Consider the following 16646-nt stretch of genomic DNA (forward strand, 5'->3'; position numbering starts at 1 on the left):
CGGATGCGGTTGGAGGTGCGGTTGGCCTCGCCTGCGAGGTCCTGGTCGAAGCCGACCAGCATGGTCAGCTCCGCGGTGACCTCATCGGTCAGGTCGAGGGCGCGCAGGGTGTGGGGCACGGTGCGGGCAGCGTCCGCTATGACCCCGGCGTCCTGCCTCGCCGAAGCCAGACGACTGATCACCCGGCTCACTAATCGGCGCCCCACCGAGGTCGAGCACATCCTGCACTGGTCACACTGGCGACGACAACGCCAACACCAACCCCGCGTCAGGCACTACGAACGACGCGCACACAGTCCTTGAGAACTGTCCAGCCCTCAGAGCAAGCACCGTTGCAGTACTAGGGCCTGTTTCATAAGTGGATCAAGGCCTGCCATGATCCACCTGTGGGGCATGGAGATCTGACGAGCGAGCAATGGGCCAGGCTGGAGCCGTTGTTGCCGGTGGGCAAGAAGCCGGGGCGGCCTCCGGTTTGGTCCAAGCAGCAGCTGATCAACGGCATACGTTGGCGGACGCGGACAGGTGTGCCCCGGCGCGACGTTCCCACCCGCTACGGCGCGTGGGAGACCGTCTACGGCCTCGTCCGGCGCTGGCAGCGCGACGGCACCTGGAGCCGGATCCTCACCCAGTTGCAGGCCGAAGTCGACGCGAAAGACCTGATCACCTGGGACGTGAGCGTGGACTCGACGGTCGCGCGGGCGCATCAGCATGCGGCCGGCGCCCGCAATAGGGGGACCTGCAGCGGGACAAGCCTGGCGGAGTCACAGTCGAGCCCTCCGACCACGGGCTCGGACGCTCGCGCGGTGGTCTGACCACGAAGGTGCACTTGGCAGTCGAGCACCGACAGAAGCCGTTGTCGTTCCTGATCACGGCCGGCCAGCGGCACGACAGCCCCGAGTTCCAACCGGTTTTGGAGCGCATCCGGGTGCCGCGCGTGGGCGTCGGCAGGCCGCGTCGGCGTCCTGACCGGGTGAGGGCTGACAAGGCCTACGGGTCCCGAGCCAACCGTGACTACCTGCGCAGACGTGGGATCCGCTGCACGATCCTGGAGAAGTCCGACCAGATCCGCAACCGCAAGAAGCTGGGCGCCCCCGGTGGGCGTCCGCCGAAGTTCGACAAGATCGACTATCGAGAGCGCCACGCGGTCGAGTGCGGGATCAACCGCCTCAAGCGCCATCGCGCGGTGGCCACCAGGTACGACAAGCTCGCCGTTCGCTACGAGACCACCGTCACCATCGCCGTCATCAAAGAATGGCTATGATCTCCCTGGTCGGCCACGGCCATCGGAAACGCGGTATCGCTGCAGGTGGCCGGGGTTCTAGCCTGTGGTCCATGCACCAGCCCAGACGGCGCGACCGGCGCCTTGCTCGCCGCGAGTCATCGGAGCGAGCCCGACGCCAGTCTTCGCAGTTCACGGCCGCAGGAGCTGACGTGGTGCTGGTTGGGTACTTCTCAGCGAAGCAGAAGAACTTCGGAGGCCTCATGGCCTCTGCAGCCCAAGAGTTGGCAGCACGGGGCGCCCGGGTGGCCATGCAGATCGTGCAGCGGCGAGGCGTCTCGGACGGCGGGGTTCAGAAGATGAGCCTGCCATATTCCTCGCGGACCCTGCTGAGCTACGGAAAGGTCCGCGAGGTGGCTCAGGCGTGCGGCCAGGCCAATGCCGACGCGGTGATCTTCGTAGCCTCTTTGACCGAACGCCAGCAGCGTGTGCTTACAGCAACGCTCGGCCGCCCTGCCGTCAGCCTTTCCGACATCCTTGCCGCTGACTGACCGCTTCTCGAAGCGGGCTTATGAAACAGACCCTAGGGCGTGTCCGCAAAGTCGGGGGCATGTTGGCCTGTCCGTGGTGCGTCGTCATGAACTGACCGATGCTTCCTGGGCGGTGATCGAGCCGTTGCTGGCTCCGCCCAGGATGGGGCGCCCGGTGCGGGACCGGCGCCAGGTCGTAAACGGGGTCATGTGGAGGTTCTCGTCCGGGGCGGCCTGGCGGGATCTGCCGGAGCGCTATGGCCCGTGGAAGACGGTCTACGAACGCTTCCGCCGATGGTCGACCGATGGCACCTGGGACCATCTGCTGGCCCACGTCCAGCAGCACTCCGATGCCGCAGGTGCCGTCGACTGGTCGCTCGTGTGCATCGACTCCACGACCGTGCGGGCCCACCAGCATGCGGCTGGCGCCCGAAAAGGGGGCAGCACTGGCCGGGTGAGGCGATCGGGCGCTCCCGCGGCGGACTGACCACCAAGATCCACCTCGCCTGCGACGGACAGGGCCACCCCCTTGGCCTTCACCCTCACCGCTGGCAACGTCAACGACTGCACCCAGTTCGAGGCGGTGATGGCCCGCATCAGCATTGCCCGATGCGGACTCGGCCAGCCCCGGACCAGACCGGGTGGCCGCGGACAAGGGCTACTCGTCCGTGAAGATCCGCGCCTACCTGCGCAGACGAGGCATCAAAGCGGCCAGCCCAGAACGGATCGATCCGATCACAGGCCGTATCCGGCGCGGCGAGCGACCTGCCACCTCGACCGCGCCGCCTACCGGCGCCGCAACGTCGTCGAACGCTGCTTCAACAAGCTCAAGCACCACAAAGCCCTGGCCACCCGTTACGACAGACGCGCCCGCCACTACCAAGCCATGGTCACCCTCGCCTGCCTACAACTCGGGCTCCCATGACGTTGCGGACACTACCTAGGACCGGGGCTGGTATGCGAGGTAGACGCGATCCGAGTGTCCCGGCCACGACAAAGAAAGGCGCCAGCAACCGGCCTGAGGTAGGTCCACCACGGAGGAGCCGAGCGATACGACGCGAGTGACCCGCAAGGCCGTGCTGTCGAGGGTGGCCCTGATGGTCAGTTGGGCGCTGCCTGGAGAGTCGTCACGGGGCACCCATCGGATCTTGTTGACCTTGGCGCCACCGGAGGGAGCGTGGTACGGGTATCCGAACAGGGCCGCAACTATCTGATTGTGCTCACCGAGCAGGTATTGCGGCATGCTCCGGGGGCCGAAACGGTCCGCGGTCCACCCCGGCAGTTTCCCCGATCTGAGCTGCCGACTGCATGACGTTCCTGCACGGCTGGTAGGTGTCGATGACTTCGGTCCGACCTCGTCGGGCCCCTTCGATGCAGTGCCCGCCGGTGTACACGCCGCCACCGAGAGAGCAAGCAGCAAGCCCAGCACCTGGATGCGTCCGGGCGCAGGCCTTTTGCCGTCGCAGCGGGCAAGGGTAATCAAGTGGTCCCCCCAAACCCTCGTGATCCGTCAACGTCGCACGATAGCGCGCCTAAGCATTGTCCCGTAATTGATCACGGTCGTGCTTGCTGACCTGCCTGCTCGGTTCAGCCGGTGATGGTGACGTTGTGGAGGCGGGCGATACCGAGCATGGCGTGGTGAACTCCGTTGCCCTTCAAGTGGCAGTCGCGGAGGATCTTCCAGCTCTTCATCCGGGCGAAGGCGTGCTCGACGCGGGCCCTGACCTTGCGGTGAGAGGCGTTGTGTTCCTCTTTCCAACTTGGTAGTTCGGCCCGACCGGGGTCACGGCGGTGAGGGATGATCAGGTCAGTGCCCCGGTAGCCGCCGTCAGCGATCACAGTGGTCCGGCCGATGGCGTCCTTCGCTCCGGACAGCTCCCATGCCTTGCAGTCGTTGCGGTTCCCCGGGACCGGCCGGCCGACGGCGACAACCAGACGGGTGTCGGCATAGATGACGACTTGGTGGTTGGTGGAGTACCTGTAGTTCTTCGACTGCTCGGTGATCGTGTGGTCCCGGGTGGGGATTAGGGTGCCGTCGACGATCAGCACCGTGTCTTTCCGGGACCTCATGCGAGGCCGCAGGGCGAGTAATGGCCCGAGGTGGGTGATGATCCGGTCCGCGGCGGACTTGGAGACCCCGAACAACGGGGCCAGCTGCCGCAGGGTGAGGTTCGTCCGCCAGTACGCGGCCACTAGCAGAAATCTGTCTTCCAGCGGCAAGCCCCAGGGCCGGCCTCTGCTCACCGGGTCGGCGCCCTCCCGCCGCAACGCGGTCATAAGTTTCGTGAACTGTCGTGGGCTCAGCCCGGTGAACGGGGCTATCCAGGAGGGTTCCGACGCCGTGATCACACCAGCCACGGCGAGATCGTCTTACGTTGATCATGCTTCAGGGTCCGCGGCCTCTGGCGGGACACTATCTCGATCGCCCGGACGGCTTCCGCGTGAGATCCTCCGCCCGTGGCTACGGAGACCGAGGTGGGGGAGCTGTTGCACCAGCGCGGCTGGCGAACGGCGTTTACGGTCGCTGAAAGGGTGAACGCGTGGGCCGTCCTGGTCAGTGCCATCGAGTGCGGCTACGGCGACGACATCTACGAGTACACCAACGACCTTTACTGCCGGAACTGGCTGCATGAGGCATGGATCCTGCTGGACGAACACATGGTCCAGCTCTGGACCCCGCGGATCAAAGCTCTGGACGACCGGTACAGAGCCGCGACCGTCGACGATGACGGCCAAGCACTCGACCAGTTCCACAGGCTGCCCGGTCCCGACCTGTGGTGGTGGCGGCGACACCCGCGCATCCTCACCGGTGACCTCGGGCGTTCCCTTCGCTCGGCCAGCGCCATCGGCACCGACCCTGACGCAGCATGACCCTCAGTCTCGTGGGCTTACGGGACAACCTTTAGGCGCGCACCGGACGCTTCGGACGCAGTCATCGCGCCCGGCACCGGCCCAGTCAGAGGGCCCGGCCCGCCCATAGAGAACGCACGTACCGACCCGGAACAGCGCGAGGAGGCCCCGGAAACCCGTAGACCGTCGCCGCGTCGGTCGTGGACCGGCCCGTGACCGACGCGGCACAGATCAGGCATCTGGTGACGGGGCCAGTAGGTCCCACCAGGCGGCACCGGCCCGAATCTTGCGCACGATCCCATTCGGTACCGTTCGGCCATCCGCCCGCGGGCGCCCGAACGACGCGGCCGGGAGAAGCGGGCCCAACAACTCTTGTTACTCAGAGGCCGGTTGATGGAGTCTCACGGACCCACCGTCGCGCAATTCCACTTTGCGGACACGCCCTAGGGGGCAACTGCCGCACTCCTGCGCCCGGTGCGAACGAGCGCCCGCGCGTCGGGCAGCACCGGACTCGGTGGTGCCCGGCGCGTTCTGGCCCCCGGGTCAGGCTCGGCCGGCCTTGCGACGGCGAGCGACAGTGAACAGCGCGGCGCCCGCGGCCAGGGTTACGGCCGCGGCGGCCGTGTACCAGCGGAGGGCGCCGGCGCCGGTGTCGGCCATGGGCCCGTTGCCGGTGCCCGCGGAGGTCGTGGTGGGGGAGCTGCCGCTGCTGGGAGAGGCCGGCGAATCACTGGTACCGGGGGAGGCCGTGGAGCCGCCCGACGTGGAGCCCCCGGTACCGCCTGCGGGGGGAGTGGATCCGTCGCCCAGTTTGCCGTCGACGGTCACGGTGATGGGCGCGGAGTCGTTCTCGGGGTGCTTGTCACCCAAGTAGATGACCTTGGCGCTCCCCAGGGCGAGGGCCTTGGGCTCGTCGATGCGCAGGTCGAAGACGAACGGTGTCGTCTGGCCCGCGTTGAAGTAGAAGTCCTTGGAGTCCTGGTGGCACGAGTAGCGCGTGGTGGCGCTGGTGGAGGGGGTCATCAGATTGCAGTTGCGCGGGACGTTCACCGCGGTCGTTCCCCGGGGGAGGGTCACCGAGAGGCCGCTGGTGGCGTCGTCTCCCGGTTCCTCGCCCCAGTTCTTGAACGTGGCGGGACCGCTGTTGCGCAGGCCCAGTTCGGCCTTGACCACCTGTCCGGACTTACCGTCAACGGTGGCTCCCACCGCTGCTGCGTCCCGGAAGGTGTCCGCGACGATCGAGCCGAAGACCCCCCGGCTCATCGGCAGCGCGGCTCCCTGAGCACGCTTCGTCAACTTCAGTTCGCGTCCGGTGCCTTGGTGCGGGTCGGTGAGGGAGGTGCCGGTCATCACCTTGTCGGTGATGTTCCCGCTCCAATCTTCGGCCCAGGCCGTGGCACCGACCTTGAGCGCGGACATGTCGAGATCATAGGTGCTGTTGGGTTCGACGGTTCCCTTGATGTGGCACAGCATGGCCGTGTCCTCGGGGAGGTACTGACTGCCGTACTTGCAGTTGCTGAATTCCTCGGCGAACGTCAGGCCCTGGGTGAGATGGAGCGAGAAGTAGACGTCGTTCATGGCGCGGGTGCTGAAGTTCCTGAAGCCCACCACGGGCTGGACCGTCGTACCGGGCTTGGGCTGGGGGACGGGGCTGCCGTCAGGGGCGTTGCGATCGGAGTACAGGCCGAGGTCCGCCACGGAGGCTTTGAAGGTCTTCTCCCCGAGAAGGACCCCCTCCGCCTCGGCGGACACCCGGACCACACCCGTGAAGCCGGGCCGGGCCCCGTCCAGTGCGGTGAACTTGGGGGCGGCCGCGTAGAACTTGGCTCCAGGCGCGATCGGCTTGCCCTGGTTCACCCTGTCCGGCCCGCAGACGATCACCAGGTCGCCCTTCTTGGTGCAGGGCTCATTCTCCATGGTGATCTGGCCCTTGAGGGCCGTTGCGTCGATGGTCACCGAGACGTTCTTCACGTCCTTTGCACCGGCGTTGCGTCCTTGGACGAGGAACGAATCGGCGTAGTCGCGGAACGGTTCGGCGGTCGCGATCCCGTCCTCGTGGTTGGGGAAGGAAAACTCCACGGAGGGAGCGCCGTCGGCGGCCCGGCCGGGGGAAGCTGTGCCGAGCGCCAACAGCCCTGCCGCGAGGACGGCGCAACCGGCGGGTATCGCGAGGCCGGACAGGGAACTTGGTATGGCGCTGGGCATGACGCTCCTCGGGCGGGTCCATGATCGGAGCTGTTCCGACCGGCGACTCAGACCAGCGAGACCGGATGAAGGTTGTATGACGCGGAACCAACTGCCCGCAGGGCTTATTGGCCGCTTTGGGTGACCTATTCGCCCCATAGCCCCTGAACAGGGTGGGGGAAGCGGCTGGACCCCGGCCTCGTCACCCCTGCGCCTCAGTTCCAGACTCAGCCGCCGATGACGTGTCCCGCCGGCGCAGCGGAGGGTCAGCCGAGCCGTACGACGTCCTCGGCGGACACACCACGCGCTCGACAGGCACGCTCTCCGGCTTCACGGCGGAGCCGGCCCAGTCACAGCGGAGGCTTTAGCGTCGCTTCCGCCGGCGCCAGCGCCAGCCCACGAGCCCTGTTTGTTGAGTGCTCGGGGATGTGGCCGACGTATCGACGGCAGGCGGGGGCGGGGGGCGAGCCTTCTGGCTTCGGCGGAGTCACCGGTGCATCGGGGTGAGTTCTGCACGTGCGGGTGGTGGCGGTCAGGCAGGCTTCCGGGGGTGCGCCGGCCAGGTAGGCCGGGAAGCTGCCATCCGTGCCCCGCAGGGCGCGTAGTGCGTCTAGGACGCGAGTCGACGGGCGCGTCCTGCTCCGCGCGCCCCGCTCGTCTCCACGGCACGGCTGATCATCCGGGACCGGGCGGGCGGCCGGGTGAGCGCGGACTGGGCCAAGCCGTTCGCGGACGCCGACCACCTCGCGTTCGGCGGCGACTTCGTCGGCTCCGTCGACAAGCTGATCACCGCTTATCGAAAGGCCTGGGAACCCGGCGACATCCACCGGAAAGACCAGGTCACACCTCTACACACTGTGCGTATAACGTCAGTGTATACACACTGTGTATAGTGCAGTCATGCCCGGTGCACCTAAGAAGATGATGAAAATCCGGACAGGGTTCCGAGCGGCCGCCACGCTGGTGGCCGCCGGGGCCCTGTCCGCCACCCTGAGCGGCTGCACGCAGTACGACACGACGAAGCCGAGCGCCGCCCGCGCGGCCGACGCGAAGGCCGCCGCACGGTTCGGCACCGTCGACTGCCGGAAGGTCAAGTGCGTCGCCCTGACCTTCGACGCGGGGCCCAGCGAGAACAGCCCGCGGCTGCTCGACATCCTGAAGCAGAAGCAGGTCCCCGCGACCTTCTTCCTGCTGGGCAAGAACCACATAGCCAAGCATCCCGACCTGGTCAAGCGGATGGCGCGCGAGGGCCACGAGATCGCCAGTCACACCTGGGACCACCAGATCCTCACGGACATCAGCGACGACCAGGTACGCGCGGAGTTCCGGCGCACCGACGACGCCGTGGAGAGGCTCACCGGCAAGCGGCCCACGCTGATGCGGCCCCCTCAGGGCCGCACGAACGACCACGTCAGCGCGCTCGCGAAACAGGAGGGTCTCGCGCAGGTCCTGTGGGACGTGACGACGAAGGACTACACGGTCCCGCCGTCGAGGACGATCACCGAGCGGGCGGTGCGGCAGACGCACCGGGACTCGATCATCCTGCTGCACGACATCTACAAGAACACCGTGCCCGCGGTACCCGAGGTCATCGACCGGCTGAAGGCGAAGGGCTACGTCTTCGTGACGGTCCCCCAGCTGATCGCCCCCGGGAAGCCGGTTCCGGGCAAGATCTACAAGCCCTGACCGGCCTCCATGCGCGGCATGACCGCCGATGTCCGCATCATCCGCGTGTTTCGGGGTGGCTGGCTTCGGGGTGGCTGATCTGTTGGGGCCCTACTTCACGTCGACGTAGTCTGCCGCGGAGGTGGCCGCCGGGGTGGTGGGTGTGCCGGCAAAGGAGTAGCGGGCATGGGAACACTGGTCAGACGGGCGCCCCGGGTTCCGCCGCCGGACGCCCGGACCGGTCACGCCGCCGAACCATCCCCTGCCTGCTCCTACGAAAAAAATGAGCAGAATGCCCGGGCGCCGTCCTCACCCGCGACGGCGCGCGGCAGGACTCCGGTCCTCGGCCCACGGCCGGGCCGTGCCCACGGCCGGGCAGATTCCACTCCCCACCCGGCCGGTCGCGTCGGCTGCGCTGCGGGTGCAGCCGGCCGTCGGCACCGGGGAGGCGATGGCGAAGTCGCCCGAGTCGACACCGCCTTCCTTGGCGTCGGCGTTGCCGCAGACGAACGCCTCGGCGGCGACGTGCCGTTCGGCACTCAGAGCCTGGACGAGTTCCATCTCTCGGCGCCAGCAGAAAACGCAGTCCGATTGCAGTCATCCCCCGTTGAGAACGGGGGTTGCTCGCAGGACACAACCGGGGAATGCCGCAGTGAGAAACCTGGGTGGCGCGCCTAACGTACTGACGCATGACGCCGCAGGAACCACTCCGAACGGACCGGAGCAACACCACACGCCGCACCACGCTCGCACTGGGTACCGCCGCGGCCGCAGCGCCATGGTTCCACCCAGCTCCCGCTCGTGCCACGGACAGCGCGCAACAGGACGGGGCCACGGCCTTGCACGAGCTGGGCACCACCGAACTGCATCGACAGATGGACGACGGACAGCTCGGCGCCGAACGGCTCACCCGGTACTTCCTGGACCGCATCGAACGCGTGGACCCCCTCCTTCATGCGGTGATCGAGGTGAACCCCGATGCGTTGCGCGAGGCCCGGCGGCTGGACGCCGAGAGCGAGCCGCGCAGACCGTTGCATGGAATACCCGTGCTGCTCAAGGACTTGTTGGAGACCGCGGACCGAATGCACACGACGGCCGGATCGCTCGCGCTGCGAGGCTTGCGCCCGGTACCACCTCGACGCGCTGGTGATGCCGACCACCGGGCAGGTTGGCGGCAGAGATGCCGATCGACAGGGGTGGGCCCTGCCGGTCGACGATGCCCTGGCTCGGTACACCCGGGATCACCCCGCCTCGTCCGACAGGTCGCCGAATGAGTCGAGTTCGGGCAGTGCGGTGGCCGCCGCGGCAGGTCTGTGCGTCGCGGCGGGCAGTGACTTCTGCTGCGATCCAGCTTTCCGCGCCCCGTGAGCACCGCCTTCAACAGCCGATCATGAGCAGAACGCACGAGAGAGCCTCACCTGTCCATCACTCTGAGTATGGCGCCCTGCCGGCCCCTTAGGGCGGGTGGCGCTGCTTTCGGAGGCGCTCTCCTGGGTGCTGTGCCGTCCTGCAGAAAGCGCCTTGGTCGAGCGGAAGTTGGTGCGGGAGAGCTTCAAGTGTCGCGACGATCGCCGGTTTCTGAAACCGACGATCGTCGTTCATGTTCCCTCGGCGATCCGGAGAGCGGGCACGGCCGACGGGGTGACGCGAAGGCCGCTGGAGGTCGACGCTTCATCTACGTGCCCCTCCGCTGTGACTGCCAGGACCGTGAACGGGCTCGGTGCCAGGCCGGTGGTGGAGCCGGAGGCTGATCAGCGCGGTGATCGTGAAGGCGGCGACCTGGTAGAGCATGGCGTGCCGGAACGCGGTGTCCGCATCGGCGGCGGGGGCGTAGTAGGCGAGTCCGGCCGCGGTCACTCCGATGGATCCGCCGAGCTGCTGTGCTGTGGGCAGCAGGCCGGAGACCGAACCGGCTGCGGGGCCGTGCACCTGGGCCAGGACCAGGGTGAACACCGACGCGGTGAAGGCGCCGAACGCGGCTCCGCCGACGGCCAGCACGGGCAGCGCCGCCTGGCGTCCCGCCGCCGAGCCGACGAGGGGGGTCAGCGCCAGGCACATCCCGGCGAGGATCAGGGACGAGACGGTGAGTACTGTCGGCCCGTGCCGGCGAGTGAGAGCGGGCGCAGCTCTGCTGCCGAAGACGGCGCCGGCGGCGAACGGTGCCGACGCCAGTGCGGCCGCCAGGGCCGAGTACCCGACAGCGGACTGAAGGTGGAGGAAGAGCAGGTAGGTGAAGGAGGGCACGCCCGTGTTGAACACGAACACCAGCAACGTGCCTCTCCGCGCCGACCGGTCACGCAGCACCGCGGGATGGATCAGTGGATCAGGCCGGTGCGGGAGGCTCCGGACGAAGTGGCCGAGGGTGGCCGCTGCCACGGCGAAGGCGGTCCACGTCCACCAGGGCCAGCCTGCTTCCCGCCCCAGCGCCAGGGGCAGGACCAGCGCGCCGGCTCCTACGGTGATCAACAGCGCACCCAGCTTGTCGACGCGGAGTCCGTCCGCTCCGCGGGTGCGGGGCAGCGCGGTCGCTCCTGCCAGCGAGGCGAGCGCCACCGGCACGGTGAGGAGCATCACCGGCCGCCAGCCGAGGCCGAAGAGATCGACACTGAGGACGAGTCCGCCGATCAGCGGTCCGGCCAGTGACGCGACGGCCATAGTGGCGCCGTACAGGCCGAAGGCACGCGGCCGGCGCGTTGCCGGAGTGGCGGCTTGGATGAGCGACAGGACCTGGGGGGCGACCAGACCGCTGCCCGCGCCCTGCACCAGCCGGGCAATGATCAGCGATGCGGCGTCGGGGGCACACGCGCCGGCCAGCGAACCCGCGGTGAATACCACGGTGCCCGCCACGAACAGCCGGCGGTAGCCGTACCGGTCGCCTAGCCGCGCGGCGGGGATGAGCAGGCACGCATACGTCAGGGTGTATCCGGCGAGGACCAGTTGCACGGCGCCCGGGCTGGCGCCCAGGCCGACCTGTAGCGCCGGCGCAGCCACCTGGGCGACAGTGACGTTGAGGAGCTGCACGAACGTGGCGCTTAGCACCACCGGCAGGACGAGGCGTCCGCCGCTCATGGCAACAGAGCCGCGGCGAGCTCACGGGGGCGGGCGGCGAACGGGCTGTGGCTGCCCGGGAGGGTGCGCACGGTGAACGGATTGCCGGGCATGGCCCGGTCGGCTTCCTCGATCATCAGATCCTGCACAGCCGTGGGCAGTGCCCGGTCGTCCGCGCAGCGCAGGAAGGTCCTGGGGACGCGCCCCCAGCGTTGCGGAGTCACGATGACCGGGGTGGTGGGGATCGCCAGCGGCAGATCGGGGCTCAGTGCCGAGCGCCAGCGGTCGAAGCGCTCCCGCGGGGTGTCGTGGTAGTGAGTCTGCCGCAGTTCCTCGACGTAGACGGGATCCTGCGACAGCGGGTTGATCCGCACGGCGCCCAGTTCCCCGGGGTCACCGAGATTGAGACTCTGGCCCCGTGCCGTGGCGTTCTCAGGTGAGCCGAGATAGTCGAAGAACCGGGGCCGCCCGGCGGGCACGAAGGCCGAAAGGTAGACGATCTCGTCGACGAGTTCGGGTGCGCGCTCGGCAGCCAGTGAAGCGGGGCCGCCGCCCGCGCTGTGAGCGACGAGCACGACGCGACGGTGGTGGCGGGCCTGGCGCAGCGTGTCCAGCACGGCCTCGGCACTGTCGTCCATCGTCACGGTGGCAAGCGCTGACTTCTCGGTCAACAGACCCGGCTGGCCCGGCTGGAGGTATCCGGTGGGCAGTGGGGCGTCGAAGCCGTGCCCCGGCAGGTCGATGGCCACGCTCGCGGCACCGAGCGCGGCGAGTGCGCGCTGGGTTGCCGCCCACTGTCCGGAGCCGTGCCAGGCGCCGTGCACGAAGACGAAGACGGTGTCTGTGGAGGAAGAATCGGTCATGACCGCATTTCACGCGACCCAGCCCCGCTCATCCAGCAAAAGATCTGACAGGCTGCTCGACGATACATATGAGATATGAATGGGAGGTTGGCCATGGAGGCGCGGCACCTGCGGTATGCACTGACCCTCGCGGAGCACGCACACTTCGGCCGGGCGGCCGGTGCGCTGGGCATCGCGCAGCCTCCGCTGTCCAAGCAGATCGCCGACCTCGAACGGGAAGTGGGCGCCCGCTTGTTCGATCGCACCCGCCAAGGGGTGTTTCCGACGGCGGCGGGCGCGGCCTTCCTCTCCAGGGCGCGCAGGGCGCTCGACGAGATCACGGCGGCCTCGGTCGACGCAGCCAGGGCAGCACGCGGCGAGACCGGCCGACTGCGCCTGGGGTTCATTGCCTCGGCGCTGCTCGAACCCCTGCCGGACGTCCTGGGCCGGTTCGGCCGCGAACGGCCCGACGTGCGATTGGAACTGCACGAGATGGCGACCAACCGCAGCACGGCCGCGCTCATCGCCGGCGAACTGGACGTGGCGATCGGCCTCGGCCGGCCACGGGGCGTCGGAGCCGAGCAGCTGGTATCGATCCCGATCGGACACGACCACCTGGTCGCTGTCGTGAGCAGCACGCACCCGTACGCGGGACAGTCGTCGGTGGACGTGGACCAGCTGCGGCGACAGCCGCTGATCGTTGCGCCGGGGGAGGATGAGCCGGCCGTCATCACCGGGCTGCGGACCCTCCTGGGCAAGGACTCCCCGGCGCTCTCCGGCGCGACCATCGCGAGGGACATCCACACCATCATCGGGCTCGCCGCCTGCGGGGTGGGCGTCGGTCTGGGACCCTCTCGCATGCTGACGGCCCCACGACGGGGCACCTGGTTCTGCGAGGTGATCCCGCGCACGCCTCTACCCGACCTGGTCCTGTCCTTCAGCGCCCGGGACCGTTCCCCGGCACTGAACGCCTTCCTCGACGTCATCCGAAAGAACTGCCCCGAGGTCGGCGCCGCGCTCGACCACCGACTCGGCCCACTCGGACCACAAGAAGAAGGCGACAGCGACTCGACCCCTACCTGACTTCGCCCAGCCGGACGACGGCGAGGCGACATGTGGTTCGTCGCCTTCCGCTCGCGCGCGGGTTCGACCTTCTACTCGCATGCGTTCCGCGTGTACGTGAGCCGGCTCGTGGAAGTCCTGGAGCCCGCCCCCGAGGCGGAGGAGCCGGAACCGCAGCGCCGGGGTCTCGGGCGCAGGCGTCGCTGACGACGGGCGTCAGGAGAGGAGCCGGGCCATTTTCCTTGCGGACTGCGGACTGCGGACTGCGGACTGCGGATGCCGGGCCCTGGCCCGGGGGTCTGGGTCCGGCGGCCGAGTCGGGGGAGTCGGGGCCCGGATCGGTGCCGCTGCTCGTCGAAGCCACCGCGGCGTCGGAAACTCCTGAGGTTGCCGTCCCTCGTCGCGGTTGACCGTGGCGTGGGGTTCAGCCCCCTGGCCGGGGACGACGCCGACTTCGCAGGAAAGGTGGTCACAGTCTTCTGCTCACTGCGACCAGCGGGGTGGAGGCCGGACGGGGCGGTCGCCGAGCTGTATCGGGTCTCGCCTTTGGGCGCGGAGGTGTGCGGCCTGGTGCCGTTCGTACACGAGCTGGTCGACGTCGGAGTCGTCGAGGCGGAGCGAGTAGCGGCGGAGGCCGAGGGCGCCGAGTTGGGCGGGGGCGCCGACGGCTTCACGGAGGTCTGCCCAGTGCAGGGCGATGGTACAAGGGTGTGCGGCGGTGTCGTTCATAGGCTGCTCCCGTGACGCATGGGGCGGTACGGTGACGTCCACCGTTGGGGTGCGCGCTGGTCTGGGGAGACGTCAGGCGCTCGGCCCCTTCGGTGTGTTCGCAGGTGCGGGGTATCCGGTCTGAATGAATCTTTCGAAGAGATCGCGGTATGCCTTGGGTGCGATAGCGATCTACGCCGTTCTGGTCTTGGTCTGGCGCTTCAGCGGCATCGGTTGGTGGATGGCGTTAGGGATGGCGGTGGTCGCGACCCCTTTGGTCATGTGGATGACGTGGTTGCGTCGGCGGCTCAATGCGTGGGCCCAGGAGTTCGGGCGACGCCACAGCCCCTTTGGATGGCCGGAGGATCGTCGACGCTGAGTTCGGCCGCGGCGCGCCATAGGCGCGCAGCATGGCCCACCGCCGAGCGAGGGGTCACCGGCGAGGGAAGTGCTCGGTTGGCGGCCTCTCTTACACAAGGGGCACTGACCGGTTGCAACTGGTCGCCCCGGCCGTCGGCCGCAGGTCCTGCGGTGAACCGTCGGCCGGCGTGATGGTCACGCTCTCGCCGCGGCCGTCCCGCCCGCCCGCGAAGGTGAGGCGCTGCCACGGGTGGCGCCAGCGGCGATCGCCTCCGTCCCGCATCTCGACGGCCCGATCTGTCGTCCGCAGCACCTGGCCCGAGTAGAACCAGCGCGAGCGTCCCTGGCCCGCGTGGTGCACCGTGTACCGGCTCAGCTCGTACTCGCCCGCCTCCAGGAGACGCCCGGCGCGCCCGCTCCTCCCGCAGCGCCCGCAGGTTCGACGAGAACCCGAAGAGAGCCAGCACGAACGAGACTGGCACGGTCCACGGCCATCCACCGCCCGCACGTGCCCCGACAGCGGCGCCCAACACCGCCCACACCAGCAGGAACAGCAGAACTCCTCTCACGGTGCGACGCTTCGAACGCCAGGAGGCCCCCATGCCCCCTCCCTCGGACGGGGCGGCGGCCGGCGGGGTGCGCGACGGTTCCCGCCTGCCCCCGAACCCGCCCACTACGCCGCCCGGCACGCCCGAAGTCGCGCGATACTGGAACCATGCTCGTGGACACGGTGCGCACCAAACTCGGCTCCGCCCTCCTCTCCCGCGTGGCGGGGCCGGACGGGCCCGCCAACCGCGCCTGCATCCACGACACACCCGGCCCGCGCTGGTTCGCCACCGACTCACCGGTGCGCGCGGTGCACGGCGATGCCGCCATGTTCATCGGCGGCATCGCCGCCCTGCTCCTGCAATCTCTGCACCCGCTGGCCATGGCCGCCGTCGACGCACACTCCGGGTACAAGGGCGACCCCTGGGGACGCCTCCAGCGCACCAGCACCTTCCTCGCCGTCACCACCTTCGGCACCGAGGAGCACGCCCAGCACGCGGTGGACCGGGTGCGCGCCGTGCACGGCCGGATCCGCGGCACCGCCCCGGACGGACGGCCCTACCGCGCCGACGACCCGCACCTGCTCACCTGGGTGCACACAGCCGAGGCATACTGCTTCCTCGCCGCCCACCAGCGCTTCGGCGCCCACCCGTTAGAGAAGGGGGGCTGCACGCGCTACGTCGCCGAGTCGGCCCGGGTCGCCCGCGCCCTCGGCGCCGACGACCCGCCCCCCGACCGGACCGCGCTTGTGCGCCGGCTCAACGACTACCGCCCCGAACTGCGCGCGACCCCAGCCGCCCGCGAGGCCGCACGGTTCCTCCTGCTCACCCCGCCCCTGCCCTGGGTGGCGCGCCCGGCCTACGGGGTGCTCGCCGCCAACGCCGCCGGGCTGCTGCCCGGCTGGGCACGGCGCGCGCTGCTGCTGCCATACGTCCCGGTGGTGGAGGAGACCGCCGTCAGGCTGGGCGGCCACGGGATGACCCGTGCCATCCGCTGGGCCATGCGACCCCCGGCCTGACCGGTCAGGCGCCGGGCTTACGGCCGTAGACGAAGAGGTCGTCGCCCTTCTCCAGCAGGGACCAGTACTTCTTCGCCGCAGCCGTCGTCATGCTGACGCAGCCGTGCGAACCCGGGAGGTTCCACATGCTGACGCCCACCGAGTGGAAGGTCTGGCCGCCACCGTCGAAGAACTGGCTGTACGGCATCGGCACGTCGCCCCCAGAACTTGCTCCGGGGCGAGCTGGGTCTCGGCGCCGTCGACGACGACGTCACCTGGCTCGGTCGGCACGCTGCCACTGGGAGCGACGTGGATCCGAACGTAGCGGCAGTGGCGCTACAAGTCGGTGTCCCAGGGCAGTGGCGGCGGGCCCCGCGAGGGCGGCGGGCAGGACTTCGACGTATTTATGTGGGGGGGCGTTCAGGTGGGCTTCCGACTATGGAACTGGCGGGCCGCGGACAGGTTGAGCGACCCCTTGTGGTCCTTGGCCCGCTTCACCGGCCGCCCCTCCGCGGTGGCCGACTCGCTGCCGAGTACGTTCTCCAGCAGTGGCTGCGCCGCCGTCAGCTGCTCGAAGCCGTGGCGCAGCGTACTCACTCAGCGTCCAAGGTCACCGCCCGCATCCGGGGGGAGTG

16 protein-coding genes and 2 pseudogenes are annotated in these 16646 nt (G+C 69.0%); 9 read left to right on the top strand and 9 right to left on the bottom strand.

Annotated elements, in window-relative coordinates:
* Nucleotides 1-155: pseudogene (locus ABZY33_RS32265) on the bottom strand (transposase); the annotation flags it as partial.
* Between the two features lie 231 nt (nucleotides 156-386).
* Here ABZY33_RS32265 and ABZY33_RS32270 point away from each other — a divergent pair.
* From ABZY33_RS32270 to ABZY33_RS32285, 4 genes are all read left to right on the top strand, one after another.
* Nucleotides 387-1261 (top strand): IS5 family transposase gene (locus ABZY33_RS32270; protein WP_356495266.1). Its coding sequence is split into 2 segments (ribosomal slippage): nucleotides 387-776 and nucleotides 779-1261, totalling 873 coding nucleotides; the frame shifts between segments, so codons are not numbered across the junction.
* 170 nt (nucleotides 1262-1431) lie between these two features.
* Nucleotides 1432-1770, top strand: coding sequence for a hypothetical protein (locus tag ABZY33_RS32275; protein ID WP_356495267.1), 339 nt, complete (start codon nucleotides 1432-1434; stop codon nucleotides 1768-1770).
* Nucleotides 1771-1846: 76 nt separating this feature from the next.
* Nucleotides 1847-2236: an IS5 family transposase gene (locus ABZY33_RS32280; protein WP_356495289.1), complete on the top strand. Its 390-nt coding sequence runs from the start codon at nucleotides 1847-1849 to the stop codon at nucleotides 2234-2236.
* Nucleotides 2237-2278: 42 nt separating this feature from the next.
* Nucleotides 2279-2674, top strand: a complete 396-nt coding sequence (locus ABZY33_RS32285) for a hypothetical protein (RefSeq protein WP_356495268.1) — start codon at nucleotides 2279-2281, stop codon at nucleotides 2672-2674.
* Between the two features lie 662 nt (nucleotides 2675-3336).
* Here the strand turns inward: ABZY33_RS32285 and ABZY33_RS32290 are convergent.
* A complete protein-coding gene (locus ABZY33_RS32290) occupies nucleotides 3337-4107 on the bottom strand; it encodes a transposase (protein ID WP_356495269.1) in 771 nt (256 codons plus the stop codon).
* Between the two features lie 99 nt (nucleotides 4108-4206).
* Here ABZY33_RS32290 and ABZY33_RS32295 point away from each other — a divergent pair, with 99 nt between their 5' ends.
* Entirely contained in the window at nucleotides 4207-4620 is a 414-nt protein-coding gene (locus ABZY33_RS32295; RefSeq protein WP_356495270.1) for a hypothetical protein, read from the top strand.
* A gap of 522 nt (nucleotides 4621-5142) precedes the next feature.
* Here the strand turns inward: ABZY33_RS32295 and ABZY33_RS32300 are convergent.
* The gene (locus ABZY33_RS32300; protein WP_356495271.1) at nucleotides 5143-6804 is read right to left on the bottom strand and encodes a hypothetical protein; all 1662 of its coding nucleotides are present in this window, start codon (nucleotides 6802-6804) and stop codon (nucleotides 5143-5145) included.
* Between the two features lie 900 nt (nucleotides 6805-7704).
* On the opposite strand from ABZY33_RS32300, the gene ABZY33_RS32305 reads away from it, so the two are divergent.
* On the top strand, nucleotides 7705-8469 hold the full coding sequence (locus ABZY33_RS32305) for a polysaccharide deacetylase family protein (protein ID WP_356495290.1): 765 nt from the start codon (nucleotides 7705-7707) through the stop codon (nucleotides 8467-8469).
* Nucleotides 8470-8757: 288 nt separating this feature from the next.
* On the opposite strand, the gene ABZY33_RS32310 is transcribed toward ABZY33_RS32305, so the two are convergent.
* Nucleotides 8758-9009, bottom strand: coding sequence for a hypothetical protein (locus tag ABZY33_RS32310; RefSeq protein WP_356495272.1), 252 nt, complete (start codon nucleotides 9007-9009; stop codon nucleotides 8758-8760).
* 314 nt (nucleotides 9010-9323) lie between these two features.
* On the opposite strand from ABZY33_RS32310, the gene ABZY33_RS32315 reads away from it, so the two are divergent.
* Entirely contained in the window at nucleotides 9324-9722 is a 399-nt protein-coding gene (locus tag ABZY33_RS32315) for an amidase family protein (RefSeq protein ID WP_356495291.1), read from the top strand.
* Nucleotides 9723-10119: 397 nt separating this feature from the next.
* Here the strand turns inward: ABZY33_RS32315 and ABZY33_RS32320 are convergent, their stop codons facing one another.
* Both ABZY33_RS32320 and ABZY33_RS32325 read right to left on the bottom strand, forming a co-directional pair.
* Nucleotides 10120-11517, bottom strand: coding sequence for an MFS transporter (locus tag ABZY33_RS32320; RefSeq protein ID WP_356495273.1), 1398 nt, complete (start codon nucleotides 11515-11517; stop codon nucleotides 10120-10122).
* On the bottom strand, nucleotides 11514-12359 hold the full coding sequence (locus ABZY33_RS32325; RefSeq protein ID WP_356495274.1) for an alpha/beta fold hydrolase: 846 nt from the start codon (nucleotides 12357-12359) through the stop codon (nucleotides 11514-11516). The genes ABZY33_RS32320 and ABZY33_RS32325 overlap by 4 nt, the downstream gene beginning before the upstream one ends.
* A 93-nt stretch (nucleotides 12360-12452) precedes the next feature.
* On the opposite strand from ABZY33_RS32325, the gene ABZY33_RS32330 reads away from it, so the two are divergent.
* Nucleotides 12453-13421 carry a LysR family transcriptional regulator gene (locus ABZY33_RS32330; protein ID WP_356495275.1) on the top strand — a complete coding sequence of 323 codons (969 nt, stop codon included), beginning with the start codon at nucleotides 12453-12455 and terminating at the stop codon, nucleotides 13419-13421.
* A 462-nt stretch (nucleotides 13422-13883) separates the two neighbouring features.
* Here ABZY33_RS32330 and ABZY33_RS32335 read toward each other — a convergent pair whose 3' ends face one another.
* A complete protein-coding gene (locus ABZY33_RS32335; protein WP_356495276.1) occupies nucleotides 13884-14129 on the bottom strand; it encodes a hypothetical protein in 246 nt (81 codons plus the stop codon).
* A gap of 1054 nt (nucleotides 14130-15183) precedes the next feature.
* Between ABZY33_RS32335 and ABZY33_RS32340 the strand changes: the two genes are divergently transcribed.
* Nucleotides 15184-16032, top strand: a complete 849-nt coding sequence (locus ABZY33_RS32340; RefSeq protein ID WP_356495277.1) for an oxygenase MpaB family protein — start codon at nucleotides 15184-15186, stop codon at nucleotides 16030-16032.
* Between the two features lie 4 nt (nucleotides 16033-16036).
* Here the strand turns inward: ABZY33_RS32340 and ABZY33_RS32345 are convergent.
* Together ABZY33_RS32345 and ABZY33_RS32350 are read right to left on the bottom strand one after the other, a co-directional pair.
* A pseudogene (locus ABZY33_RS32345) lies at nucleotides 16037-16225 on the bottom strand (L,D-transpeptidase); the annotation flags it as partial.
* 206 nt (nucleotides 16226-16431) lie between these two features.
* On the bottom strand, nucleotides 16432-16608 hold the full coding sequence (locus ABZY33_RS32350) for a hypothetical protein (RefSeq protein WP_356495278.1): 177 nt from the start codon (nucleotides 16606-16608) through the stop codon (nucleotides 16432-16434).
* Nucleotides 16609-16646: the final 38 nt, after the last annotated feature.

It is taken from the genome of Streptomyces sp. NPDC006552, from assembly GCF_040611655.1.
In the GTDB taxonomy this organism is placed as follows: domain Bacteria; phylum Actinomycetota; class Actinomycetes; order Streptomycetales; family Streptomycetaceae; genus Streptomyces.

What these genes read in the sequence shown, in the direction of transcription:
- ABZY33_RS32300 (WP_356495271.1), bottom strand. Translation starts at nt 6,804, where the DNA reads ATGCCCAGCGCCATACCAAGTTCCCTGTCCGGCCTCGCGATACCCGCC.
- ABZY33_RS32305 (WP_356495290.1), top strand. Translation starts at nt 7,705, where the DNA reads ATGATGAAAATCCGGACAGGGTTCCGAGCGGCCGCCACGCTGGTGGCC.
- ABZY33_RS32310 (WP_356495272.1), bottom strand. Translation starts at nt 9,009, where the DNA reads ATGGAACTCGTCCAGGCTCTGAGTGCCGAACGGCACGTCGCCGCCGAG.
- ABZY33_RS32315 (WP_356495291.1), top strand. Translation starts at nt 9,324, where the DNA reads ATGGACGACGGACAGCTCGGCGCCGAACGGCTCACCCGGTACTTCCTG.
- ABZY33_RS32320 (WP_356495273.1), bottom strand. Translation starts at nt 11,517, where the DNA reads ATGAGCGGCGGACGCCTCGTCCTGCCGGTGGTGCTAAGCGCCACGTTC.
- ABZY33_RS32325 (WP_356495274.1), bottom strand. Translation starts at nt 12,359, where the DNA reads ATGACCGATTCTTCCTCCACAGACACCGTCTTCGTCTTCGTGCACGGC.
- ABZY33_RS32330 (WP_356495275.1), top strand. Translation starts at nt 12,453, where the DNA reads ATGGAGGCGCGGCACCTGCGGTATGCACTGACCCTCGCGGAGCACGCA.
- ABZY33_RS32335 (WP_356495276.1), bottom strand. Translation starts at nt 14,129, where the DNA reads ATGAACGACACCGCCGCACACCCTTGTACCATCGCCCTGCACTGGGCA.
- ABZY33_RS32340 (WP_356495277.1), top strand. Translation starts at nt 15,184, where the DNA reads ATGCTCGTGGACACGGTGCGCACCAAACTCGGCTCCGCCCTCCTCTCC.